General features: G+C 58.0%; 14 protein-coding genes, 2 tRNA genes and 3 rRNA genes. 10 read left to right on the forward strand and 9 right to left on the reverse strand.

All coding sequences use genetic code 11. The features are described 5' to 3' along the window. Nucleotides 1-21 precede the first annotated feature (21 nt). The 6 genes from ACI512_RS06675 to ACI512_RS06700 all read right to left on the reverse strand — a co-directional run bounded on the left by ACI512_RS06675 (nt 22) and on the right by ACI512_RS06700 (nt 6053). Nucleotides 22-1380 (reverse strand): 8-oxoguanine deaminase, encoded by a 1359-nt coding sequence (locus ACI512_RS06675; protein ID WP_236379409.1) that lies wholly within the window; start codon nt 1378-1380, stop codon nt 22-24. 192 nt (nt 1381-1572) lie between these two features. Beyond that, the gene (locus ACI512_RS06680; RefSeq protein ID WP_064052185.1) at nt 1573-2259 is read right to left on the reverse strand and encodes an SDR family oxidoreductase; all 687 of its coding nucleotides are present in this window, start codon (nt 2257-2259) and stop codon (nt 1573-1575) included. A gap of 49 nt (nt 2260-2308) precedes the next feature. Further along, a complete protein-coding gene (locus tag ACI512_RS06685; protein WP_236379411.1) occupies nt 2309-2890 on the reverse strand; it encodes a YigZ family protein in 582 nt (193 codons plus the stop codon). Between the two features lie 12 nt (nt 2891-2902). Further along, a complete protein-coding gene (locus ACI512_RS06690) occupies nt 2903-3562 on the reverse strand; it encodes a TetR/AcrR family transcriptional regulator (RefSeq protein WP_012722050.1) in 660 nt (219 codons plus the stop codon). Nucleotides 3563-3649: 87 nt separating this feature from the next. After that, nucleotides 3650-5044 carry a uracil-xanthine permease family protein gene (locus ACI512_RS06695; protein WP_236379413.1) on the reverse strand — a complete coding sequence of 465 codons (1395 nt, stop codon included), beginning with the start codon at nt 5042-5044 and terminating at the stop codon, nt 3650-3652. 88 nt (nt 5045-5132) lie between these two features. Continuing rightward, complete coding sequence (locus tag ACI512_RS06700; protein WP_236379415.1) at nt 5133-6053, reverse strand: LysR family transcriptional regulator; 921 nt, start codon at nt 6051-6053, stop codon at nt 5133-5135. A gap of 126 nt (nt 6054-6179) precedes the next feature. Here ACI512_RS06700 and ACI512_RS06705 point away from each other — a divergent pair, with 126 nt between their 5' ends. The 10 genes from ACI512_RS06705 (at nt 6180) to ACI512_RS06750 (ending at nt 18628) form a co-directional block, all read left to right on the forward strand. Beyond that, complete coding sequence (locus tag ACI512_RS06705; RefSeq protein ID WP_236379417.1) at nt 6180-7529, forward strand: aspartate aminotransferase family protein; 1350 nt, start codon at nt 6180-6182, stop codon at nt 7527-7529. A gap of 39 nt (nt 7530-7568) precedes the next feature. After that, entirely contained in the window at nt 7569-9062 is a 1494-nt protein-coding gene (locus tag ACI512_RS06710) for a CoA-acylating methylmalonate-semialdehyde dehydrogenase (protein ID WP_236379419.1), read from the forward strand. Between the two features lie 625 nt (nt 9063-9687). Next, a 16S ribosomal RNA gene (locus tag ACI512_RS06715) occupies nt 9688-11224 on the forward strand. A gap of 82 nt (nt 11225-11306) precedes the next feature. Beyond that, a tRNA-Ile gene (locus ACI512_RS06720) sits at nt 11307-11383 on the forward strand. A gap of 30 nt (nt 11384-11413) precedes the next feature. Then, nucleotides 11414-11489, forward strand: a tRNA-Ala gene (locus ACI512_RS06725). A 248-nt stretch (nt 11490-11737) separates the two neighbouring features. Next, a 23S ribosomal RNA gene (locus ACI512_RS06730) occupies nt 11738-14629 on the forward strand. A gap of 157 nt (nt 14630-14786) precedes the next feature. Then, nucleotides 14787-14902: ribosomal RNA gene (gene rrf / locus ACI512_RS06735) — 5S ribosomal RNA — on the forward strand. Together the 16S, 23S and 5S rRNA genes with 2 tRNA genes alongside form the textbook arrangement of a ribosomal RNA operon. Before the next feature lie 160 nt (nt 14903-15062). Beyond that, entirely contained in the window at nt 15063-15722 is a 660-nt protein-coding gene (locus tag ACI512_RS06740) for a paraquat-inducible protein A (RefSeq protein WP_012722055.1), read from the forward strand. Further along, complete coding sequence (locus tag ACI512_RS06745) at nt 15709-16332, forward strand: paraquat-inducible protein A (protein ID WP_012722056.1); 624 nt, start codon at nt 15709-15711, stop codon at nt 16330-16332. The genes ACI512_RS06740 and ACI512_RS06745 overlap by 14 nt, the downstream gene beginning before the upstream one ends. Further along, nucleotides 16325-18628, forward strand: a complete 2304-nt coding sequence (locus ACI512_RS06750; RefSeq protein WP_236379741.1) for a PqiB family protein — start codon at nt 16325-16327, stop codon at nt 18626-18628. The genes ACI512_RS06745 and ACI512_RS06750 overlap by 8 nt, the downstream gene beginning before the upstream one ends. 174 nt (nt 18629-18802) lie before the next feature. Here ACI512_RS06750 and mksF read toward each other — a convergent pair whose 3' ends face one another. From mksF to mksB, 3 genes are read right to left on the reverse strand one after another with little or no spacing between them, the layout of a single operon-like run. After that, complete coding sequence (gene mksF / locus ACI512_RS06755; RefSeq protein ID WP_236379742.1) at nt 18803-21643, reverse strand: Mks condensin complex protein MksF; 2841 nt, start codon at nt 21641-21643, stop codon at nt 18803-18805. Next, complete coding sequence (mksE, locus tag ACI512_RS06760) at nt 21640-22347, reverse strand: Mks condensin complex protein MksE (protein ID WP_012722059.1); 708 nt, start codon at nt 22345-22347, stop codon at nt 21640-21642. The genes mksF and mksE overlap by 4 nt, the downstream gene beginning before the upstream one ends. Continuing rightward, a complete protein-coding gene (gene mksB, locus ACI512_RS06765; protein ID WP_012722060.1) occupies nt 22337-23614 on the reverse strand; it encodes an Mks condensin complex protein MksB in 1278 nt (425 codons plus the stop codon). Before mksB ends, mksE begins: the two co-directional genes overlap by 11 nt. Nucleotides 23615-23789 lie beyond the last annotated feature (175 nt).

Raw genomic sequence — 23789 nt, forward strand, 5'->3', positions numbered from 1 at the left:
ACATTTTGACCTGTGTTTGGCTTAGGTTCCGGCGATCAGTTGTTTCGCCGCCTGGCTGTGATCGGCGATCAGGCCTTTCAGATCCAGTCCTTCGACTTGGCCATCGATTACGCGCCACGTGCCGCCGATCATTACCCGATCCGCCCGATCAGCGCCGCACAACAGCAGCGCCGAGATCGGATCGTGGCTGCCGGAGAAGCGCAGCTCATCGAGCTTGAACAGCGCCAGGTCGGCCTGTTTGCCGACAGCCAATTCACCGATATCCGTACGCCCGAGTAACTGCGCCGAGCCTTTGGTCGCCCAGCCAAGTACACCTTCCGGGGTGATTTTTTCTGCGCCATAACGTAGACGCTGGATATACAAGGCCTGGCGGGTTTCGAGGATCATGTTCGACGCGTCGTTGGAGGCGGAACCGTCCACGCCCAGGCCGATGGGCGCGCCCGCAGCGAGCAGGTCCAGAGTCGGGCAGATGCCGGACGCCAGGCGCATGTTCGAGCTTGGGCAGTGGCAGATACCGGTGCCGGCGGCGCCCAGGCGCGCAATTTCATCCGGGTTGAAGTGAATGCCATGGGCCAGCCAGGTCCGCGGACCGAGCCAGCCGACGCTGTCGAGGTAGTCCACGGTGCGCAGCCCGAAACGTTGGAGGCAGAAGTCTTCCTCGTCGAGGGTTTCCGCCAGGTGAGTGTGCAGGCGCACATCCAGGGTGTTTGCCAGTTCGGCGCTGGCTTGCATGATTTCCGGGGTGACGGAAAACGGTGAGCAGGGTGCCAGGGCAATCTGGATGTGTGCGCCATCGCCGCGTTGGTGGTATTCGCGGATCAGGCGCTGGCTGTCTTCGAGGATGACTTGGCCTTGTTGTACGGTCTGTTGCGGCGGTAGGCCACCGTCGGCTTCGCCCAGGCTCATGGAACCGCGGGTGAGCATGGCGCGCATGCCCAATTCGCGCACGCTGTCGACTTGCACGTCGATGGCGTTTTCCAGGCCGTCGGGGAACAGGTAGTGGTGGTCGGCCGCCGTGGTGCAGCCCGAGAGCAGCAATTCTGCGAGTGCCACCTTGGACGCCAGGGCAAGTTTTTCCGGGGTCAGCCGTGCCCATACCGGGTACAGGGTTTTCAACCAGGGAAACAAGGGTTGATTGACCACCGGCGCCCAGGCGCGGGTCAGGGTTTGATAGAAGTGATGGTGGGTGTTGATCAGCCCTGGCAGGACCACATGCTCACGCGCATCGAACACTTGGGTGCAGGGGTGTGCGGGTGCTTGGCCTTGGGCCAGCACTTCGCTGATCACACCGTCTTGCAGCACCAGGCCGCCACGGGCGTCGAGGCCGTTGGCAGTGAAAATGGCGAGGGGGTTTTTTAACCAGATACGGGTCGCAGGCATTGGCCGGCTCCTCTGAATGATGGGTTCAGGTTTGCCAGCTCAGTGTTGCCCTGTCTGCTGATCCAGGGTCGCCGGGGAGGGCGAGGTGGGTAGATTACGTGTAGTTCGAGATCTGGTCTACCTGCAGGAATAGAGCGCGTTCAGTGTGGGAGGGAGCAAGCCCCCTCCCTTCCATCTGTTCATCCTCGGGGGTTACCAGGCGATGGTGTCGCCTTTGTAATCGATGAAGTGATGACCGCCTTTGCCAGTGTAGGCGTTCACTTGGTCAACCAGGCCACGCACGCTGGTGTCGACGTCGATGTGCGCGTTTTCGCCGCCCATATCGGTCTTCACCCAGCCCGGGTGCAACGACAGTACGGTCGGCTTGTGATCACCCAGCTGGGTGATAAAGCTGTTGGTCATGGAGTTGAGCGCGGCCTTGCTGGCTTTGTACAGCGCCAGGTCTGAGCCGTCGGGGATGGTCACGCTGCCCAATACCGAACTCATGAAAGCCAGTACGCCGCTGTCCTTGCGGATCTGCCCGACAAAGCGCTGGGCCAGGTTGATCGGCGCCACGGCGTTGGTAAAAAACAATTGGCCGACTTCGGCCAGGGTGGCGTGCCCCGGCTCCTGATTGGCAGGGCCTTTGACGCCGGCGTTGACGAACAGCAGGTCGAAGGTGCGTTCCTTGAGGCGTTGGGCCAGGGCGATCACGGCTTGTTGATCGTCCATGTCGAGTTTTTCGATCTGGACCGGGCCAACGGCTTTCAGGGCATCGGCCTTGCTCGGATCACGCACGGTGGCGGTCACGTCCCAACCGTCCTGAAGCAGTTGCTTGACCAGGCCAAGGCCCAGCCCGCGCGAGGCGCCGATGATCAATGCGGTTTTTGGCGTAGACATGAAAAGCTTCCTTTGGAGTCGCGGTTCAGGGAGTGCAACGTTAGCAGTTTCAGCGTTGTAGCAGGATACGCCCACGGCTGAGGTCGGCGAGTTGAGTTTGCAGGATGTCGATATGGGCTTCGCCCAAGGCGAGCTGCAACTCGACGCCGTTGGCGGTGAAGGTTTCTTCAATCACCAGCCCGCCCAGTTCAGCGACGCGCAATTTCACCAGGTTCAGCTCGGCGAACCCACAGGCGCAACTCAGCGGGACGCGGCTGATCAGTTCGATGCGTTCGGCATTTTGCAGGCATTTATTCGCGCCGCCGCCATACGCACGGGCGAGACCGCCGGTTCCCAGCTGGATGCCGCCGTACCAGCGAATCACCAGCACCGCGACCTGATCAAAACCCTGTGCCTCGATGGCCGCCAGGATCGGCCGTCCGGCGGTGCCGCCGGGTTCGCCGTCGTCATTGCTGCGGTATTGGTCGGCAAGTTTCCAGGCCCAGCAATTGTGCGTGGCGTTCAGGTCGCTGTACTGCTCGAAAAACGCCTGGGCGTCTTGCGGGCTGGTGATCGGGGCGGCGAGGGTGATAAAGCGGCTTTTGCGTATTTCTTCGCGAAACTCGCAAAGGCCGGTGAGCGTGAAAGGCATAAGTCGCTTCGTTTAATAGGCGGGCTTGATGCCACAGCCCTTGAGAATGATGTGGATCAGGTTGGTGCCGGCGTCTTCCATGTCCTGCTTGGTCAGCTTGGTGCGACCGGTGACGCGGCAGATCTGGGTGGCGAAGTCGGCGTAGTGCTGGGTGCTGCCCCACAGCAGGAAGATCAGGTGCACGGGGTCTATCGGGTCCATCTTGCCGGCGTCGATCCAGGCTTGGAACACGGCCGCGCGGCCGCTGAACCAGGCGCGGTAATCCTGGCTGAAATATTCGGTGAGGCATTCACCGCCGCTGATGATCTCCATGGCGAAGATCCGTGAAGCCTGGGGTTGGCGCCGTGAGAATTCCATCTTGGTGCGGATGTAGCGGGTGAGGGCCACGGCCGGATCATCCTCGGCGGTCAGCGCGTTGAAGGTGCTGTCCCACAGTTCGAGGATATTGCTGAGCACCGCGATATACAGGCCCAGCTTGTTGGTGAAGTAGTAGTGCAGATTGGCCTTCGGCAGCCCGGCACTGGCCGCGATGGTGTTCATGCTGGTGCCTTTGTAGCCATGGCGCGCGAACTCGTCTTCAGCAGCCTGGAGAATCGCTTGTTCGTTCTTTTGCCGAATGCGGCTGGCGGGTTTACCGGCTTGGTTGCTGTGGGCAGGAACTTCGAGGCTCATGGAGGTTTCCGTGCTGATCGATAGAGACGACGTGTGCACAGATAACCCACCCTCAAGCCTCAGACAAGTCCTGATGCAATAAAACCGTCAAAGCGGTTCCAGTGTGTCGCTTTCCGTTGTGTGGTTTGCGTCAGCACGGGAGGCTTTGGCTTCCGGCAATAACAGGCACAACACGATGGCCGTCAGCCCGCCGCTGGTGATGGCCGAATCGAACAGGTTCTGCACCAGCATAGGCATCAAGTGCAGCAGGTTCGGTTGGGCGGCGATGCCCAGGCCGACACCAAACGACGTGGCGATGATCAGCATGCTGCGCCGGTCCAGCGGTGCCTGGGCGAGGATGCGCACGCCGGCGGCGGCCACACTGCCGAACATCACCAAGGTTGCGCCGCCCAGTACCGGTTTGGGGATTTGCTGCAGCACTGCGCCGATCAACGGAAACAGGCCCAGGCCAAACAACACCACGCCGATATATAAGCCGACGTAACGGCTGGCCACGCCGGTGAGTTGGATCACGCCGTTGTTTTGCGCGAAGGTGGTGTTGGGGAAGGCGCTGAAGGTGGCGGCGATCATGCAGCTCACGCCATCGCCGAGTACGCCGCCCTTGAGCCGGCTTATATAGGAAGGGCCGCTGATGGGCTGGCGGGCGATCATGCAGTTGGCGGTGAGGTCGCCGACGGTTTCGATGCTGCTGATCAGATAAATCAGCGCGATCGGCAGGAAAGCGCTCCAGTCGAAGTTGAAACCGAAGCGAAACGGAATCGGCAGGCTCACCAGCGGCAGGTCGGGCAGGGCTTGGGGCACGAGTTTGCCGCTGAACCAGGCGGCCAGGCTGCCAAGGGCCAGGCCGATGATGATGGCCGAGAGGCGTACCCACGGCGTGTTGGAGCGGTTGAGCAGGATGATCGTCAACACCACGAACAGACCCAGCGCCAGGTTGGTGGGTGCGCCGAAGTCGGGGGCGTTTAAACCGCCGCCAAGATCAGTGATGCCGACCTTGATCAAGCTGATGCCGATCAGGGTGATGACAATCCCGGTCACCAGCGGCGTGATGACCCGACGCAGTTGACCGATGAATCGGCTCAGCACGATCTGCACCGCGGCGCCGAAAAAGCACACGCCAAAGATCATTGCCATGATGTCTTCCGGACTGCCGCCGCGTTGCTTCACCAGGAAACCCGCCGACAGCACCGCGCCGAGGAACGCGAAGCTGGTGCCTTGCAGGCAGATCATCCCGGCGCCGATACCAAATGGCCTACGCGCCTGGATGAAGGTGCCCACACCGGAAACCATCAACGCCATGCTGATCAGGTACGGTAAATGCGCGGTGAGTCCCAAGGTAGAACCGATGATCAGCGGCGGGGTGATGATGCCAACAAAGGCGGCCAGCACGTGTTGCAGTGCGGCGAGGAAGGCCGGGGCAGGTTTCGGCCGGTCGTTGAGGCCGTAGATAAGGTCGCTGGGGCTGGAGGTTTCTGGTGGCATGGCGGGCAAACTCGAGTCGGACGGTTCTAGGTCCTTGTGCGCTTGCAAAAAGCTGTCCAGTTGCTCAGCTTTTCACAAAAAACCTGGGTTAGCGCGTTGCGGCCAGGCTTTCGAGGAAGCTTTCCAGCACCAAATGGGGGCGGCGGCCCTTGCGCGTGACCGATGCGAGGCTCAAATCGTAAAAACGTGTAGCCGGTTTCAGCGCACGCAGTCGGCCTTGTTGTACCCACAGGCTGGCGTAGTGATCGGGCAAGTAGCCGATGTAGCGACCGGTGAGGATCAGGAAGGCCATGCCTTCGCGGTCGGAGGCGCTGGCGGTGCAGTTGAGGACTTGGTAATGGGCCTGGATCTCGGCGGGCAGGCGGAAGGTCGGGGCGATGGCGTCCTGGGCATCGATGCGTGCATCGTCCAGCTGCCTGTCTTCGGCATAGAACAACGGATGGCCCACCGCGCAGTAGAGCAGTGAACGCTCGCTGTACAGCGGCTGGTATTCCAACCCCGACAGGGCGCTGGCCTGGGGCACCACGCCGACATGCAAGCGGCCGTCGAGTACGCCTTGTTCAACTTCGTTGGGGGCGATCATACGGATCTGGATCTGCACGTCCGGGCCGCGCTCCTTCAATTGCGCGAGCGCGTGGGTGATGCGCATATGGGGCAGAGTGACGAGGTTGTCGGTGAGGCCGATGATCAGTTCCCCGCGCAGATGCTGGTGCAGGCCGTTGACCTCGGTGCGAAAGCTTTCCAAGGCACTTAATAGTTGCAGGGCCGATTGGTAGACCTCGCGACCCTCTTCGGTCAGGGAGAACCCGGCGCGGCCGCGTTGGCACAGTCTTAATCCGAGCCGTTGCTCAAGATCGCTCATTTGCTGGCTGATCGCCGAACGCCCGATGCCCAGCACGGTTTCCGCCGCCGAAAAGCCCCCGCACTCCACCACGCTGCGAAAGATGCGCAGCAGGCGGATATCAAAGTCGCTGACTTGCGCCAGGGGATCGGGTCGACGGCTGCTCATAGTTTAGTGAAGGCCTGACTGAAGGTTAGAAGAGTTGGATTTCACCGACTTTATCGCCGTGGCAATTTAGCTGCAACAACGCTTTTTCAATCCCGACGCTGCCTTTTGCCTTGCGAGGTTTTGCTGATGAACATGCCCGAAAACGCCCCATCGTCCCTGGCCAGCCAATTGAAGCTGGACGCTCACTGGATGCCGTACACGGCCAACCGTAACTTTCAGCGAGACCCGCGCCTGATCGTGGCGGCTGAAGGTAGTTGGTTGATTGATGACAAGGGGCGCAAGGTGTATGACTCGTTGTCGGGCCTGTGGACCTGCGGCGCCGGGCACACGCGTAAGGAAATCCAGGAAGCGGTCGCCAAGCAACTGGGGACTTTGGACTACTCGCCGGGCTTCCAGTACGGTCATCCGTTGTCCTTCCAATTGGCGGAAAAAATCACCGACCTGACCCCTGGCAACCTGAATCATGTGTTCTTCACCGATTCCGGCTCCGAGTGCGCCGACACCGCGGTGAAAATGGTGCGTGCGTACTGGCGCCTCAAAGGCCAGGCCACCAAGACCAAGATGATCGGCCGCGCCCGTGGTTATCACGGTGTGAACATCGCCGGTACCAGCCTGGGTGGCGTCAACGGTAACCGTAAGTTGTTTGGCCAGGGCTTGATGGACGTTGACCATCTGCCGCACACGTTGCTGGCAAGCAATGCCTTCTCCCGCGGCATGCCGGAGCAGGGCGGTATCGCGTTGGCCGATGAGCTGCTCAAGCTGATTGAATTGCACGATGCGTCGAACATCGCTGCGGTGTTTGTCGAGCCGATGGCGGGTTCCGCTGGCGTGCTGGTGCCGCCTCAGGGTTACCTCAAGCGCCTGCGTGAGATCTGCGATCAACACAACATCCTGCTGGTGTTCGATGAAGTGATCACCGGTTTCGGCCGTACCGGCTCGATGTTCGGTGCCGACAGCTTCGGCGTGACCCCGGACCTGATGTGCATCGCCAAGCAAGTCACCAACGGCGCCATCCCGATGGGCGGGGTGATTGCCAGCAGTGAGATCTATCAGACGTTCATGAACCAGGCGACGCCGGAGTACGCAGTTGAATTCCCGCACGGCTACACCTATTCGGCGCACCCGGTAGCCTGCGCCGCCGGCCTGGCGGCATTGGAGCTGTTGCAGAAGGAAAACCTGGTGCAGAGCGTCGCCGAAGTCGCCCCGCACTTTGAGAATGCGCTGCATGGCCTGAAGGGCAGCAAGAACGTCATCGACATCCGAAACTACGGGCTTGCGGGCGCTATCCAGATTGCCCCGCGTGACGGTGATGCGATCGTGCGCCCCTTCGAGGCCGGCATGGCCTTGTGGAAAGCCGGTTTCTACGTGCGTTTTGGTGGCGACACCCTGCAGTTCGGGCCAACCTTCAACAGCAAGCCGCAGGACCTGGATCGCCTGTTCGATGCGGTCGGCGAAGTGCTGAACAAGATCGACTGATTTCTCCTTCTATATAGAACAACTTTTCAGGAGCCCTGCATGAGCCTTATCCAGCATTTGATCAACGGCGAGTTGGTCAACGACAGCGGTCGCAGTGCCGACGTGTACAACCCGTCCACCGGGCAGGTGATCCACCAGGTGCCGTTGGCCAGCCGTGAAACCATTCAACAGGCGATCGACTCGGCCAAGGCGGCGTTCCCGGCTTGGCGTAATACCCCGCCCGCCAGACGTGCTCAGGTGATGTTCCGTTTCAAGCAATTGCTGGAGCAGAACGAAGCGCGTATCTCGCAGTTGATCAGCGAAGAGCATGGTAAGACGCTGGAAGACGCCGCCGGTGAGCTGAAGCGTGGGATCGAAAACGTTGAGTACGCGTGCTCGGCGCCGGAGATTCTGAAGGGCGAGTACAGCCGTAACGTAGGGCCGAACATTGATGCGTGGTCGGATTTCCAGCCGCTGGGGGTAGTGGCTGGTATCACGCCGTTCAACTTCCCGGCGATGGTGCCGTTGTGGATGTACCCGCTGGCGATTGTCTGCGGGAACTGTTTCATTCTGAAACCCTCGGAGCGTGATCCGAGTTCGACGCTCTTGATCGCACAGCTGCTGCAGGAGGCGGGTCTGCCTAAAGGCGTGCTGAGCGTGGTGCACGGTGACAAGGGCGCTGTGGATGCGCTGATCGAAGCGCCGGAAGTGAAAGCGCTGAGCTTCGTGGGCTCGACGCCGATTGCCGAGTACATCTATTCCGAAGCGACCAAACGCGGTAAGCGCGTACAGGCACTGGGTGGCGCGAAGAACCACGCGGTACTGATGCCGGATGCGGACCTGGATAACGCCGTCAGTGCTTTGATGGGCGCGGCGTACGGTTCCTGCGGCGAGCGTTGCATGGCGATCTCGGTGGCTGTGTGCGTGGGTGACCAGGTGGCGGATGCGTTAATCGCCAAGCTGGTGCCGCAGGTCAAGGCGTTGAAGATCGGTGCGGGCACCTCTTGTGGCCTGGATATGGGGCCGCTGGTGACCGGTCAGGCGCGTGACAAAGTCAGTGGCTATATAGAAGACGGTGTTTCTTCGGGCGCCAAGTTGGTGGTGGATGGCCGCGGGCTGAGTGTTGCGGGCCATGAAGAGGGGTTCTTCCTGGGGGGCAGTCTGTTTGATCATGTGACGCCTGAAATGCGTATCTACAAAGAAGAGATCTTTGGGCCGGTGCTGTGCGTGGTGCGGGTGGCTAGCCTGGAAGCGGCGATGCAACTGATCAACGACCATGAATACGGTAACGGTACGTGTATCTTCACCCGTGATGGTGAAGCGGCGCGTCTATTCTGCGATGAGATTGAAGTGGGCATGGTGGGCGTTAACGTTCCACTGCCGGTGCCGGTGGCGTATCACAGCTTTGGTGGCTGGAAGCGTTCGCTGTTTGGCGACCTGCATGCCTATGGGCCGGATGGGGTGCGTTTCTATACCCGTCGCAAGGCGATTACCCAGCGTTGGCCGCAACGGGCCAGCCATGAAGCGTCGCAGTTTGCCTTCCCTAGCCTGTAAGGTGTGCTAGAAAGCCGGCCCCTTGGGGCCGGCTTTTGCGTTTTTGAGCGCTTTTTGACCGATATGACAGAAATGTGAAAAAAGGTGTTGACGGCAGATCCTGGAAGTCTATAATTCGCCCCACTTCCGGCGCAGTCGAAACGGAAAACTCATTGGTAAACAAAGAGTTACGAAAGATTCGACAGCGAGTTGCTTCAGTTCATCGAAGCCCAGAAGGAGTTGGTAGGGCAGTGTTGTTTGGCTCTATTAACGTTTCGATCCTCTCGGTCGAAAGCGGAGAAAAAGAGGTGTTGACAGCAGCGTGTAACGCTGTAGAATTCGCCTCCCGCTAACGAGAGATCGGAAGCGCAAGTGGTTGAAGTTGTTGAAGAAATCTTCGAAAACTTCTGAAAATAATCGCTTGACAGCAAATGAGGCTGCTGTAGAATGCGCGCCTCGGTTGAGACGAAAGATCTTAACCAACCGCTCTTTAACAACTGAATCAAGCAATTCGTGTGGGTGCTTGTGGAGTCAGACTGATAGTCAACAAGATTATCAGCATCACAAGTTACTCCGCGAGAAATCAAAGATGTAACCAACGATTGCTGAGCCAAGTTTAGGGTTTCTTAAAAACCCAAAGATGTTTGAACTGAAGAGTTTGATCATGGCTCAGATTGAACGCTGGCGGCAGGCCTAACACATGCAAGTCGAGCGGTAGAGAGAAGCTTGCTTCTCTTGAGAGCGGCGGACGGGTGAGTAATGCCTAGGAATCTGCCTGGTAGTGGGGGATAACGTTCGGAAACGGACGCTAATACCGCATACGTCCTACGGGAGAAAGCAGGGGACCTTCGGGCCTTGCGCTATCAGATGAGCCTAGGTCGGATTAGCTAGTTGGTGAGGTAATGGCTCACCAAGGCGACGATCCGTAACTGGTCTGAGAGGATGATCAGTCACACTGGAACTGAGACACGGTCCAGACTCCTACGGGAGGCAGCAGTGGGGAATATTGGACAATGGGCGAAAGCCTGATCCAGCCATGCCGCGTGTGTGAAGAAGGTCTTCGGATTGTAAAGCACTTTAAGTTGGGAGGAAGGGCAGTTACCTAATACGTGATTGTTTTGACGTTACCGACAGAATAAGCACCGGCTAACTCTGTGCCAGCAGCCGCGGTAATACAGAGGGTGCAAGCGTTAATCGGAATTACTGGGCGTAAAGCGCGCGTAGGTGGTTTGTTAAGTTGGATGTGAAATCCCCGGGCTCAACCTGGGAACTGCATTCAAAACTGACTGACTAGAGTATGGTAGAGGGTGGTGGAATTTCCTGTGTAGCGGTGAAATGCGTAGATATAGGAAGGAACACCAGTGGCGAAGGCGACCACCTGGACTGATACTGACACTGAGGTGCGAAAGCGTGGGGAGCAAACAGGATTAGATACCCTGGTAGTCCACGCCGTAAACGATGTCAACTAGCCGTTGGGAGCCTTGAGCTCTTAGTGGCGCAGCTAACGCATTAAGTTGACCGCCTGGGGAGTACGGCCGCAAGGTTAAAACTCAAATGAATTGACGGGGGCCCGCACAAGCGGTGGAGCATGTGGTTTAATTCGAAGCAACGCGAAGAACCTTACCAGGCCTTGACATCCAATGAACTTTCTAGAGATAGATTGGTGCCTTCGGGAACATTGAGACAGGTGCTGCATGGCTGTCGTCAGCTCGTGTCGTGAGATGTTGGGTTAAGTCCCGTAACGAGCGCAACCCTTGTCCTTAGTTACCAGCACGTAATGGTGGGCACTCTAAGGAGACTGCCGGTGACAAACCGGAGGAAGGTGGGGATGACGTCAAGTCATCATGGCCCTTACGGCCTGGGCTACACACGTGCTACAATGGTCGGTACAGAGGGTTGCCAAGCCGCGAGGTGGAGCTAATCCCACAAAACCGATCGTAGTCCGGATCGCAGTCTGCAACTCGACTGCGTGAAGTCGGAATCGCTAGTAATCGCGAATCAGAATGTCGCGGTGAATACGTTCCCGGGCCTTGTACACACCGCCCGTCACACCATGGGAGTGGGTTGCACCAGAAGTAGCTAGTCTAACCTTCGGGAGGACGGTTACCACGGTGTGATTCATGACTGGGGTGAAGTCGTAACAAGGTAGCCGTAGGGGAACCTGCGGCTGGATCACCTCCTTAATCGACGACATCAGCTGCTCCATAAGTTCCCACACGAATTGCTTGATTCATTGAAGAAGACGATAAGAAGCAGCCCGAAATTGGGTCTGTAGCTCAGTTGGTTAGAGCGCACCCCTGATAAGGGTGAGGTCGGCAGTTCGAATCTGCCCAGACCCACCAATTTTGTGTGGGAAACGCCTGTAGAAATACGGGGCCATAGCTCAGCTGGGAGAGCGCCTGCCTTGCACGCAGGAGGTCAACGGTTCGATCCCGTTTGGCTCCACCACTACTGCTTCTGAAGTTTTGAAAGCTTAGAAATGAGCATTCCACCCAGACGGTGATGAATGTTGATTTCTAGTCTTTGATTAGATCGTTCTTTAAAAATTTGGGTATGTGATAGAAAGATAGACTGAACGTTACTTTCACTGGTAACGGCTCAGGCTAAGGTAAAATTTGTGAGTTCTCTTAGTTGAGAAATTCGAATTTTCGGCGAATGTTGTCTTCACAGTATAACCAGATTGCTTGGGGTTATATGGTCAAGTGAAGAAGCGCATACGGTGGATGCCTTGGCAGTCAGAGGCGATGAAAGACGTGGTAGCCTGCGAAAAGCTTCGGGGAGTCGGCAAACAGACTTTGATCCGGAGATGTCTGAATGGGGGAACCCAGCCATCATAAGATGGTTATCTTAAGCTGAATACATAGGCTTAAGAGGCGAACCAGGGGAACTGAAACATCTAAGTACCCTGAGGAAAAGAAATCAACCGAGATTCCCTTAGTAGTGGCGAGCGAACGGGGACTAGCCCTTAAGTGGCTTTGAGATTAGCGGAACGCTCTGGAAAGTGCGGCCATAGTGGGTGATAGCCCTGTACGCGAAAATCTCTTAGTCATGAAATCGAGTAGGACGGAGCACGAGAAACTTTGTCTGAATATGGGGGGACCATCCTCCAAGGCTAAATACTACTGACTGACCGATAGTGAACTAGTACCGTGAGGGAAAGGCGAAAAGAACCCCGGAGAGGGGAGTGAAATAGATCCTGAAACCGTATGCGTACAAGCAGTGGGAGCCCACTTTGTTGGGTGACTGCGTACCTTTTGTATAATGGGTCAGCGACTTATTTTCAGTGGCGAGCTTAACCGAATAGGGGAGGCGTAGCGAAAGCGAGTCTTAATAGGGCGTCTAGTCGCTGGGAATAGACCCGAAACCGGGCGATCTATCCATGGGCAGGTTGAAGGTTGGGTAACACTAACTGGAGGACCGAACCGACTACCGTTGAAAAGTTAGCGGATGACCTGTGGATCGGAGTGAAAGGCTAATCAAGCTCGGAGATAGCTGGTTCTCCTCGAAAGCTATTTAGGTAGCGCCTCATGTATCACTGTAGGGGGTAGAGCACTGTTTCGGCTAGGGGGTCATCCCGACTTACCAAACCGATGCAAACTCCGAATACCTACAAGTGCCGAGCATGGGAGACACACGGCGGGTGCTAACGTCCGTCGTGAAAAGGGAAACAACCCAGACCGTCAGCTAAGGTCCCAAAGTTATGGTTAAGTGGGAAACGATGTGGGAAGGCTTAGACAGCTAGGAGGTTGGCTTAGAAGCAGCCACCCTTTAAAGAAAGCGTAATAGCTCACTAGTCGAGTCGGCCTGCGCGGAAGATGTAACGGGGCTCAAACCATACACCGAAGCTACGGGTATCACGTAAGTGATGCGGTAGAGGAGCGTTCTGTAAGCCTGTGAAGGTGAGTTGAGAAGCTTGCTGGAGGTATCAGAAGTGCGAATGCTGACATGAGTAACGACAATGGGTGTGAAAAACACCCACGCCGAAAGACCAAGGTTTCCTGCGCAACGTTAATCGACGCAGGGTTAGTCGGTCCCTAAGGCGAGGCTGAAAAGCGTAGTCGATGGAAAACAGGTTAATATTCCTGTACTTCTGGTTATTGCGATGGAGGGACGGAGAAGGCTAGGCCAGCTTGGCGTTGGTTGTCCAAGTTTAAGGTGGTAGGCTGAGATCTTAGGTAAATCCGGGATCTTAAGGCCGAGAGCTGATGACGAGTTACCTTTTAGGTAACGAAGTGGTTGATGCCATGCTTCCAAGAAAAGCTTCTAAGCTTCAGGTAACCAGGAACCGTACCCCAAACCGACACAGGTGGTTGGGTAGAGAATACCAAGGCGCTTGAGAGAACTCGGGTGAAGGAACTAGGCAAAATGGCACCGTAACTTCGGGAGAAGGTGCGCCGGTGAGGGTGAAGGACTTGCTCCGTAAGCTCATGCCGGTCGAAGATACCAGGCCGCTGCGACTGTTTATTAAAAACACAGCACTCTGCAAACACGAAAGTGGACGTATAGGGTGTGACGCCTGCCCGGTGCCGGAAGGTTAATTGATGGGGTTAGCTAACGCGAAGCTCTTGATCGAAGCCCCGGTAAACGGCGGCCGTAACTATAACGGTCCTAAGGTAGCGAAATTCCTTGTCGGGTAAGTTCCGACCTGCACGAATGGCGTAACGATGGCGGCGCTGTCTCCACCCGAGACTCAGTGAAATTGAAATCGCTGTGAAGATGCAGTGTATCCGCGGCTAGACGGAAAGACCCCGTGAACCTTTACTATAGCTTTGCACTGGACTTTGAATTTGCTTGTGTAGGATAGGTGGGAGGCTTTGAAGCGTGGACGCCAGTCTGCGTGGAGCCAACCTTGAAATACCACCCTGGCAACTTTGAGGTTCTAACTCAGGTCCGTTATCCGGATCGAGGACAGTGTATGGTGGGTAGTTTGACTGGGGCGGTCTCCTCCTAAAGAGTAACGGAGGAGTACGAAGGTGCGCTCAGACCGGTCGGAAATCGGTCGTAGAGTATAAAGGCAAAAGCGCGCTTGACTGCGAGACAGACACGTCGAGCAGGTACGAAAGTAGGTCTTAGTGATCCGGTGGTTCTGTATGGAAGGGCCATCGCTCAACGGATAAAAGGTACTCCGGGGATAACAGGCTGATACCGCCCAAGAGTTCATATCGACGGCGGTGTTTGGCACCTCGATGTCGGCTCATCACATCCTGGGGCTGAAGCCGGTCCCAAGGGTATGGCTGTTCGCCATTTAAAGTGGTACGCGAGCTGGGTTTAGAACGTCGTGAGACAGTTCGGTCCCTATCTGCCGTGGACGTTTGAGATTTGAGAGGGGCTGCTCCTAGTACGAGAGGACCGGAGTGGACGAACCTCTGGTGTTCCGGTTGTCACGCCAGTGGCATTGCCGGGTAGCTATGTTCGGAATAGATAACCGCTGAAAGCATCTAAGCGGGAAACTAGCCTCAAGATGAGATCTCACTGGAACCTTGAGTTCCCTGAAGGGCCGTCGAAGACTACGACGTTGATAGGTTGGGTGTGTAAGCGCTGTGAGGCGTTGAGCTAACCAATACTAATTGCCCGTGAGGCTTGACCATATAACACCCAAGCAATTTGACTACTCTAACGAGCATCAGATTGCGGTGTGTGAAGACGAAATGAACCGAAAGTTCGACGCTCACAAAGCACCGAAAGCTATCACATACCCAATTTGCTGAAGCGAGGCCAGCTGGCCGCGACTCAGTACCCGAATTTCTTGACGACCATAGAGCATTGGAACCACCTGATCCCATCCCGAACTCAGTAGTGAAACGATGCATCGCCGATGGTAGTGTGGGGTTTCCCCATGTGAGAGTAGGTCATCGTCAAGATTAAATTCCGAAACCCCATTTGCGAAAGCAGATGGGGTTTTGTTTTGGGCGGTCGAAAACCCAAAACCGGCACTTGATCCCCTGACAAATTTGCACAGTTATTTCTGAACTAGACCACTAGAATAGGCACCTAACCTTTTTTAGAGTCCGAGCCCTATCTATGCCCGATCCGGTTGATGCCCTTGAGGTGTCGGATTTACCACTGGACGACCTGGTGGCATGCCACGAGTGCGACTTGCTGATGCGCAAGCCAGTGCTCGCCCTCGGCGAAAAAGCCCAATGCCCCCGTTGCGGTTACGAGCTGTATGCTCACCGCCACAATGTCGTTGAACGTAGCCTTGCCCTGGTACTTGCGGCACTGTTGCTGTACATCCCCGCGAACTTTTTACCCATCATGCAGCTCAATCTACTCGGGCAGTCCTCTGAAGACACCGTCTGGAGCGGCGTTGTTGGCCTTTTCGATACAGGCATGCAAGGCGTGGCTGTGGTGGTGTTCCTATGCAGCATGGGCATTCCTTTGCTCAAGCTGCTCTGCCAGTTGGCAGTGTTGCTCAGCATCCGTTGGAATATCGGCCGCAGCTATGGACTGCTGCTGTACCGCATCTACCATCACATGAAGGATTGGGGGATGTTGGAGGTTTATTTGATGGGCGTGCTGGTGGCGATCGTAAAACTTGCCGACATGGCCTCCATCACAGTCGGACTGGGCCTGGTCTGTTTTGTCAGCCTACTAATGGTTCAGGTGTTGCTTGAGGTGGTGATGTCGCCCCACCAGATCTGGCAAGCGCTCTCAGGAGAGGACGATCATGCGGGCGATTGATGCAGGCATTCTGATTTGTACCGAATGTCATGAATTGAACAAACAAGACGCTGATTCGGATGAGCAGATCTGTACACGTTGCGGTGCGCTGATCCATGCCCGCCGTCCCAACAGCCTCACACGTACCTGGGCGTTGCTGGTCACGGCAGCGATTTTGTATATCCCGGCTAACCTGCTGCCCATCATGACCATCAATTCCTTGGGCCAAGGTGATCCCAGTACCATCATGGCCGGTGTGATCCAACTGGTGCAGCACGGTATGTTCCCGATTGCGGCAGTCGTATTCATCGCTAGCATCCTGGTACCGACGTTCAAGCTGGTAGGCATAGGTTTGCTACTGTTCTCGGTGCAGCGTCGCCAACCGCTGTCCGCGCAACAACGCATTGTGATGTACCGCTTTATCGAATTCATCGGTCGCTGGTCCATGCTGGATATCTTCGTGATTGCCATCTTGGTGGCCGTTGTAAATTTTGGACGACTTGCCAGTGTCGAGGCCAATCTCGGTGCTGCAGCGTTCGCCAGTGTGGTGATCTTGACGATGCTTGCCGCAGTAACTTTTGATCCCCGACTGATTTGGGATAACACGGAGTCGGACGACGACCATGAGTGATTTGCCTAAAGCTAAAACCCGCCCGGCCTCCAATTGGTCGGCCATTTGGGTGCTGCCCCTGATTGCCCTGATCATTGGTGGCTGGCTGGGATGGCGTGCCTATTCCCAGCAGGGCATCGATATCCAAGTGCGCTTTGAAAGCGGCGAAGGTATCCAAGTCAACAAAACCGAAGTGGTCTACAAAGGTATGCCGGTGGGCAAGGTCAAGGCCCTGGCCCTGGACGACGAAGGTAATAATCGAGGGGTGATTGCCACCATCGAGATGAACAAGGACGTCGAGCAATACCTCAAGACCAATACCCGCTTCTGGTTGGTCAAACCCAGCGTCAGCCTGGCCGGCATCACCGGCCTGGAAACCCTGGTATCGGGTAACTACATCGCCGCCAGTCCAGGCGACGGTGAGCCCTCGCGCAAATTCAAGGCGCTCTCTGAAGAGCCACCCTTGTCCGACGCCAAGCCCGGTCTTCACCTGACCGTCAAGGCCGACCGTCTTGGCTCCCTCAACCGTGGCAGCCCGGTGTTCTATAAGCAGATACAGGTTGGGCAAGTCAAAAGCTACCTGCTTTCCGAGGACCAGAGCACCGTCGAAATCAAGGTCTATATCGAACCGACCTACGCCAGCCTCGTGCGCAAACACACCCGTTTCTGGAACGCCAGTGGCATCAGCATCGACGCCAACCTGTCCGGGTTGAAGGTGCGCAGCGAATCGCTCTCCAGCATCGTTGCCGGTGGCATCGCCTTCGCCACGCCAGAGAATCGCAAGGACAGCCCGCCGACCGACCCAAGCCTGCCTTTCCGGCTCTACGAAGATTTCGACGCCGCCGCCGCCGGGATCAAGGTGAAGGTCCAGCTGGCAGATTTCGAAGGTCTGCAGGCCGGGCGTACTCCGGTCATGTACAAGGGCATCCAAGTTGGCAGCCTGAAGACCCTGAAAATCAACCCGGATCTTTCCAGTGCCAATGCCGAACTGACACTCGACCCCTTGGCCGAGGATTACCTGGTTCAGGACACCCAGTTCTGGGTAGTCAAACCCTCTATCTCCCTGGCCGGCATCACTGGCCTTGAAGCCTTGGTCAAAGGCAACTACATCGCCATTCGCCCAGGTGACAAAGGCACTCCACCACAACGCGAGTACATCGCCCGCGCCAAAGCGCCACCGTTGGACCTGCGTTCACCGGGCCTGCACATGGTGCTGTTTACCGATAACCTCGGCTCCCTGGATGTCGGCAGCCCGGTTCTCTACAAACAGGTCAAGGTCGGCTCGGTGCAGAGCTACCAATTCTCGCGCAAGAACAAACAGTTGGTGATCGGCGTTCACATCGAGAAGGAATACGAAAATCTGGTCAACGGCTCGACGCGCTTCTGGAATGCCAGCGGTGTCACCCTGACCGGTGGGCTCACCGGTGGCATTCAGGTGAAAAGTGAATCCCTGGCCAGCTTGATGGCTGGCGGTATCGCGTTTGAAACCCCGCAACCGAACGTACCGCTGAAAAAACGCATTCCGCGTTTCCGTCTGTTTGCCGACCGAGAGGCCGCCAACCAACATGGCACTCTGGTCACTATCAAAGTCGACCGCGCCGATGGCATGCGCCCTGGCACCCCGGTGCGCTTCAAGGGCCTGGACGTGGGTAAGATCGAAAGTGTCGACCTCAGTGCGGATATGCAGTCGGTAGTGCTCAGTGCACGTATCACCCAAGTAGCGGACCGCATTGCGCGCGTCGGCAGCCAGTTCTGGGTAGTCAAGCCTGAGTTGGGCCTGATGAAAACCTCCAACCTCGAAACCCTGGTCACCGGGCAATACATCGAAGTGCAGCCGGCTGCGAAAAACGCCGGCCCGCAAAAGAGCTTTGTCGCGCTGGACCAGCCTCCTGAAGCCGCCCATCAAGAGGCTGGCCTGAGCCTGACACTCAGCGCCGCACGCCGTGGTTCGCTCAAGGAAGGCGTACCGGTCACCTATCGCGAAGTTACCGTCGGCAAAGTAACAGGTTACGAGTTGGGCCAAACGGCGGACCGTGTACTCATCCATGTCCTGATCGAGCCCAAGTACGCACCCCTGGTACGCAGTGGCAGCCGCTTCTGGAACACCAGCGGCTTCGGCCTCGACTTCGGCCTGTTCAAAGGCGCCACCGTACGCACCGAATCGCTGGAAACCCTGGTTGCCGGCGGCATCGCCTTCGCCACCCCAGACGGCGAGCGCATGGGCAACGCCGCTCGGCCGCAGCAAACCTTCCCGCTGTTCGACAAGTTCGAAGATGAATGGCTGACCTGGGCGCCTAAAATTCCGCTCGGCAAATAAACCGAGTCGCGGCCATCGCGGGCAAGCCCGGCTCCCACATTCGACTGCGTTCCTACAGGATAAACGCAGTTAACTGTGGGAGCGGGCTTGCCCGCGAAAAACGCCGGCACAAACAACACAAAAAAAGGCCCTTGGATTCTCATCCAGGGGCCTTTTGCATTTCAGCTCAGAAAGTCAGACTTCATCCAACTCCGGCTCATCCGCCTGCACATTCACCGTCGCCTTCACCGCATCATGACGACGGATATACTTCCAATCCGCCTCATCGATATAGATCCCGTTTGGCCCGCTACCGCCTTCCAGGTCGATCGCCACCTGGGCGGACACCTGCGGCTTCACACTGGCCAGGATCGGCACAAAGCCCAGCTGCAAGCTGGTTTCCAGCAACGCCGCCTGGTTCTTTTCATCGATATCCGCCGCCTCGTCGAGGTAGTACGGCAAGCGCACACGCCCGGCCTGGTCGCGGTCCATCAAGTGCAGCAACAAGTACATGTTGGTCAGCGCCTTGATGGTCATGGTGGTGCCGTTGGACGCCGCGCCATCAATGTCGGTATGGATCACGGGTTGGCCATGCACCTTGGTGATCTCGAAGGCCAGCTCGAACAGGTCCTTGAGGCCCAGCTGGTTATGGTTGGCAGCCACCAGGCGCGCGAGGTATTCCTTGGCTTCTTCGTTCTTGTTGTCCTGCTCGGCGCTCTGGCTGAGGTCGAACACCGACAGGGTCTCGCCCTCTTCGTATTGACCGGCACTGTGGATAATCTGGTCGATATGCTTGAGCGCTTCCTTGTTCGGTGCCAACACGATGCGGAAGCTCTGCAGGTTGGAGACCTGACGCTTGTTGATCTCGCGGTTGAACAACGCCAACTGGTGCTCAAGGCTGTCGTAGTCGCTGCGGATATTGCGCAGGGTACGCGCAATGTCAGTGACCGCCGCGCGACGTGCCTTGCCCAGCGTCAACGCTTCATCGGTGCGGTGCGCATACGCGTTGATCAGCAGTTGCAGGCGACGCTCGACATCATCTTCACTGTCGAACTTGGCCACGCCCTTGAGGCGCACCTGCGCATACAACGCCTCGATCTGGCCATCGGCGCGCAGCAACCCTTGCCAGCTGTCCTGATAGTCATTGAGCAGCGGCAACAGGTTGTCCATGGAGTCGTCGACCGGGTCCATGAACGGTGTGCCGAACGGCAAGTCCGCCGGCAACAGCTGGCGACGGCGCAACGCGTCATCCAGCGTACGCTGTTTGGCTTCCATATCGCCGATCTGGCGGCCTACCAGTTGCAGCTTGGCCGACAGTTGCTGGACGCGCTCGGTGAACGCATCGCTGGAGCGTTTCAACTCATCCTGCGCCGCTTCCATCTGCGCCAGGTTTTCCAGCTTCTCGCCTTCTTCCGCGCTTAGGGTTTGTGCGCGGCGGAAGTCTTCGAGGGCCTTCTGTGCGTCAAGTACCTGCTGGTAGAGCGCTTCGGTCTGGGTCTTGCTCGCGGCGCGGTCAGACGCGACAGCCTGCTGGGTTTTCAGCTGCTTGAGTTCTTTCTCCAGTCGCTCTTTCTGGTCGCGCAACGCAGCGCGATCCGCCAAAGCCTGTAAGGCCGGTGGTTCGATGTGCGAGATGTCGATGGACAGCCCCGGCACTTCAAAACGCTCGCCCTTGAAGCCATCCAGGATCTGCTCCAGTGATTTGACCCACTGGCCGTCCTCATCCAGCGTGATGCCATGCTCGCCCAACGGCAGGCTGAACAACGAGCTGTTGAACAGGCGCATCAGACGCTCGACATCCTGCTGTGAGAATTCTTCCCGCAGTTTGGCGTAGCTGTTGTTATCGGCGTGGTCGAGCTGCTGCTTGACCGACTTCAAGCGCTTTTCCAGGTCGCGCAGACGCTCGTCCAAATCCTCGGCGCTGAACTGCCGCGACTGCGCGAGGGCGCCCGCCAATTCATCGTGAGCATCCTTGGCCGCCAGCAGCTGTTGCTCCAGCACTTTCACGTCATCCACGAGCGCAAAGCGATGCTTGAGCACCGACAGCTCGCCCAACCAACGCTGAATCCCGCTGATTTCCCGCTCCAGGCGCATCAGCTCCTGGGTGCCGCCACGTTGGTCGTTCTGCAGCGTGTCCTGCTCATTACGGTAGTGCTCGGCCTGGATCGTCAGCTCTTCTTTGCGCGCACTGGCGTAGTTCGACCAGGTGCCCAGCAACGAATCCAGCAGTGGCGACAGGCGATGCAATTTGCCGCGCAACACGTCGCGCTGGCGAACGCCATTGGACAGCGCCTCGACCAGCGGGCCGGCCGCTACCAGCGAGTTGTAGTCCTGCTCCATGCGTCGCACATCGCGGAAGGCTTCTTCGCACGCCGCGATGTAATCCACGCTGCCAGAACGCAGGCTGTGTTCAAACGCATCCAGAAACAGTTGCTTGAGCTTGGCCGCCGTGATTTCGCGCATGTGCAGCAGGTTGATAAACAGCGCGCGGAAGGTCTTCAGGCTCTGCTCGCTGGTGGATCGCAGCGGGATCAGCGTCAGGTCCAGCGGGATCGACGTATGACCACCCACCAGCAACCGGCGCAGTTCATCCGGCTTGAGTTCGTAGGCTTTCAGGCCTTCGCGTTCCAGGTTGGTGAACAGCTCTTTCTGACGCAGGCAGGTGTCGTTCTTCTGGTAGTGAGCCAGGTCCAGCTTACCGGCGTAGGCAAAGAACTGGTGCCCGAAACCACCGCCAGGGCCGCGCCCGACCACGCCGATCACGTGCGGACCGTGGGGCAGGGAGACTTCCACGAGGATGTAGCTGGTGTCGGTCGCGAAGTAGAAGCGCCGCGATTGCTCCAGGGTGTACTTGCCGAAACTCATGTCCGACATGCGCGCCAGGATCGGGAACTGCAAGGCGTTGATCGACGCGGATTTACCCAGGTTGTTCGCGCCATACACCGACAGCGGTTCTTCCAGCGGGAACAAGCCCAAGCTGTAGCCGGCAGTGTTCAATAGGGCGAAGCGGCGGATGCCGTAGCGTTCTTTGCTCATGCGTCGGTCTCCTGTTCTTCGGCAATAGCACGTGCCAGGGCGTCTTCTTCGCTTTCATCCGCGAAGTCGCTCAAGTCGAGTGGGTCATCGGTTTTCAGCAATTTCTCATCGCTGTCTTCGTCGATGATCACCGGTGCCGGCAGCGGCAACACGCTGTGCACGCTGGCTGCGAGGTCGCGGTCTTGTTGCACCGACAGGCACACATCGAGGAAGCGGTGCATGGGCGGCAGGAAGCGATAAATGCCGTTGTCTTCGCTGGCAAAACCCAGCTGGGTCATACGGCGCATGATTTTCTCTTCGAGTTCTTCCTGGGTTTGCACCTCGGCCTGGATGAACAGGTCGCGGTACTTCTCCAGCAGCGACGGCAACTCATCACGGCCCAGGCTGCCACCATCCAGCACGGCAATCGGGTCGCGGCCCTGGTCGGCCAGATGCTCGACGATGATGAAGGTGAACAACGCCAGGCGCTGGGCGGTCTTGTTCACCTGCGCACTGGCGATGGCCGAGTCCGGCACGAAGTAGTAGAAGCCACGGGTATCGCACACCAGTTCAAAGCCCAGGGCCTTGAACAGCGTGCGGTACTGGTCCTGGAAGTTCGACAGTTGTGCGTACAGCTCCGGGTCGCGGCGGCTGACGTGGTAACCCTTGAACAGCTCGCGAAAGATCGGCGCCAGCTGGGACAGTTCGGATAGATCAAGATGCATAAGGCGTGCTCGCAGAATTCTCGGCGGAGTCGGTGCTGGCCGGGAGCAGGGCGAATGAGCGCAGGCTGACCTGGTGCTCGTGTGTGTGGTAATCGCGGCGTTCCAGGCGTTCGCGCTTGAAGCGTTTTTCGCGCGAGAGGCGCGAGAACCAGTACAGCAATTCGTCGGTGGCGCCGTCCGGTTCCTGCTCCAGCAGCCAGGTCATCAGGTCCGGCATCGGCAGTGCGTCTTCGCAGCGCTCGAGCATTTCCTTGACCGTGCGCGGTGCCCGCTGGGCGTCGCCCTTGTGGGATTTGTGCGCCTTGGGGAACCGCGCCGGCTTCGGCTCGAAGTTCGCCAGGGCATACACATAGGCCTCGACCTGGCTGGCACTGCCGAGGAAGGTGCTTTGCGGCCGGGTAAACATCGGCATCGCCGCCTGCGGCACCGCGTCCAGGCCTTTACGTCGGATGGCCGACAAGGCCAACGCCGCGCCACGGGTCACAGCATTATGCCGGCGCGCTTCTTCGCGCAGCGGCAGCAGCAGCTCGCGGGCATGACGCAGGGTCAGCTGGGCGCTGGTCTGCATCTCGAGGATGCGCGCGTGGGTGCGCAGCAGCATGTCGTCGTCCACCAGGTGGCCGAGGCGCTGTTGCTCAGTGAGCATGCGCAGCAGCACGTTCTCCACCTTGCGCACGCCTTGCTCGAAGGCGCCGTCGGCGTTCACCAGCTGGATCATCGGTTCGACGTATTCGTCCCAGGTCGCCAGGACTTCGGCGTAACGCTGGCGCAACGGAATCTGCCGGTCGCTGGTCTTGGCGCGGTCGGCCACGGCGGCGAGGGCCTGTTCGTCGTTGGCGAGTTTTTTCAACACGTCGCGCACGCGCATGTCGAGCAGGCGCAGCTGGCGGGCCAGGTCGTGGCCATCACGGATGTCGAAGGCGTCCTGGATATAACCGGCCAGGCGCTCGAGGTGGCGCAGGTAGGCTTCGATTTCCAGGCACAGGCCAAGCCGGTGCTCCTTGCGAAGATACGCCAGGAAGTCGTGGATCTGCGCGTTGAGCTCGAAACGGTTCGGGCTCTTGGCGACAGGCACCAGGATATCCAGGCGAATCCACACGTCCAGCAGGCTGGTGATGTCCTGGGGCGTGCTGTCCAGTTGTTGGGCCGCCAATTGCGCGCGCAGTTCGCTCAGGCTCAGGGTGCCTTGGTCGAAGTGTTCGCACAGTGGCTCAAGCAGGGCCCAGTGTTCGGCGAGGGCGCGCAAGACGCGCTTGGGTTCGATCATCGGAATGGCCGGCTGGTTGGCGATTAAAAGTCGCGATTGTACTGCATCGGGCGCGGGATTTATCCACAGCCGGTCAGTGTGCAGTGGGCGATTGTTGCCGAACAGCGGTAGAATCCCCGCTCTTTAGTTATCCACAAGTGGCCGAGCTGTGCTTATCGAGTCCCGACGTCGCGCT

The organism is Pseudomonas petroselini, assembly GCF_045037875.1.
GTDB classification, from domain to species: Bacteria; Pseudomonadota; Gammaproteobacteria; order Pseudomonadales; family Pseudomonadaceae; genus Aquipseudomonas; species Aquipseudomonas petroselini.

Bases quoted from the DNA above. Each gene is read 5' to 3' on its own strand.
- ACI512_RS06675 (WP_236379409.1), bottom strand. From the start codon at position 1,380: ATGCCTGCGACCCGTATCTGGTTAAAAAACCCCCTCGCCATTTTCACT.
- ACI512_RS06680 (WP_064052185.1), bottom strand. From the start codon at position 2,259: ATGTCTACGCCAAAAACCGCATTGATCATCGGCGCCTCGCGCGGGCTG.
- ACI512_RS06685 (WP_236379411.1), bottom strand. From the start codon at position 2,890: ATGCCTTTCACGCTCACCGGCCTTTGCGAGTTTCGCGAAGAAATACGC.
- ACI512_RS06690 (WP_012722050.1), bottom strand. From the start codon at position 3,562: ATGAGCCTCGAAGTTCCTGCCCACAGCAACCAAGCCGGTAAACCCGCC.
- ACI512_RS06695 (WP_236379413.1), bottom strand. From the start codon at position 5,044: ATGCCACCAGAAACCTCCAGCCCCAGCGACCTTATCTACGGCCTCAAC.
- ACI512_RS06700 (WP_236379415.1), bottom strand. From the start codon at position 6,053: ATGAGCAGCCGTCGACCCGATCCCCTGGCGCAAGTCAGCGACTTTGAT.
- ACI512_RS06705 (WP_236379417.1), top strand. From the start codon at position 6,180: ATGAACATGCCCGAAAACGCCCCATCGTCCCTGGCCAGCCAATTGAAG.
- ACI512_RS06710 (WP_236379419.1), top strand. From the start codon at position 7,569: ATGAGCCTTATCCAGCATTTGATCAACGGCGAGTTGGTCAACGACAGC.
- ACI512_RS06740 (WP_012722055.1), top strand. From the start codon at position 15,063: ATGCCCGATCCGGTTGATGCCCTTGAGGTGTCGGATTTACCACTGGAC.
- ACI512_RS06745 (WP_012722056.1), top strand. From the start codon at position 15,709: ATGCGGGCGATTGATGCAGGCATTCTGATTTGTACCGAATGTCATGAA.
- ACI512_RS06750 (WP_236379741.1), top strand. From the start codon at position 16,325: ATGAGTGATTTGCCTAAAGCTAAAACCCGCCCGGCCTCCAATTGGTCG.
- mksF (WP_236379742.1), bottom strand. From the start codon at position 21,643: ATGAGCAAAGAACGCTACGGCATCCGCCGCTTCGCCCTATTGAACACT.
- mksE (WP_012722059.1), bottom strand. From the start codon at position 22,347: ATGCATCTTGATCTATCCGAACTGTCCCAGCTGGCGCCGATCTTTCGC.
- mksB (WP_012722060.1), bottom strand. From the start codon at position 23,614: ATGATCGAACCCAAGCGCGTCTTGCGCGCCCTCGCCGAACACTGGGCC.